The 521-nt window shown below is 65.1% G+C and carries 1 protein-coding gene; it reads right to left on the bottom strand.

The window, feature by feature from the left end; translation table 11 throughout:
* Nucleotides 1-167: 167 nt before the first annotated feature.
* Nucleotides 168-521: zinc-binding dehydrogenase (locus tag AACY45_RS27885; protein ID WP_339548698.1), on the bottom strand; the 354-nt coding region annotated here is incomplete at its 5' end.

The following is a 521-nucleotide window of genomic DNA, read 5'->3' as shown; positions in this document are numbered from 1 at the left end:
CGACGCGGCCCTTGACCTTCGTCAAACCGCTACTGCGGATTCTGAACGGCGGATGTACGTAGAGTCACGCGGTTCGGCGGCATCGGTGGTGGCCGCGCAGCCGCACGAATCAAACGAGGCCGGGCATAGGCCCGGCCTCGTCCATGATCCATCGACTGAACCGCGTGTCAGGCCGCTGACACCAGGGCTGCCGCAGCCGTCGCATTCGCCGCGACCGGAGGATTTTCGAAATCGATCACCACGCGGCCCTCGATCTCGCCGCGGTGCATCCGGCCGAACACATCGTTGATGTTCTCCAGCGTGTCGGTCGTCACCGTTGCCCGCACCTTGCCCGCTGCGGCGAAATCGAGCGATTCCTGGAGATCGAGCCGCGTCCCCACGATCGACCCGCGTACGGTGATGCCGTTAAGCACCGTATCGAAGATCGACATCGGGAATTCGCCCGGCGGCAAGCCGTTGAGCGACACCGTGCCGCCGCGCCGCACCATGCCCATCGCCTGTTTGAACGCGATCGGGCTGAC

It is taken from the genome of Pseudomonas sp. RA_35y_Pfl2_P32, assembly GCF_963970735.1.
Taxonomy (GTDB): domain Bacteria; phylum Pseudomonadota; class Gammaproteobacteria; order Pseudomonadales; family Pseudomonadaceae; genus Aquipseudomonas.
The sequence above is the reverse complement of the archived record's forward strand: the minus strand, read 5'-3'. Positions and strand labels throughout refer to the sequence as shown.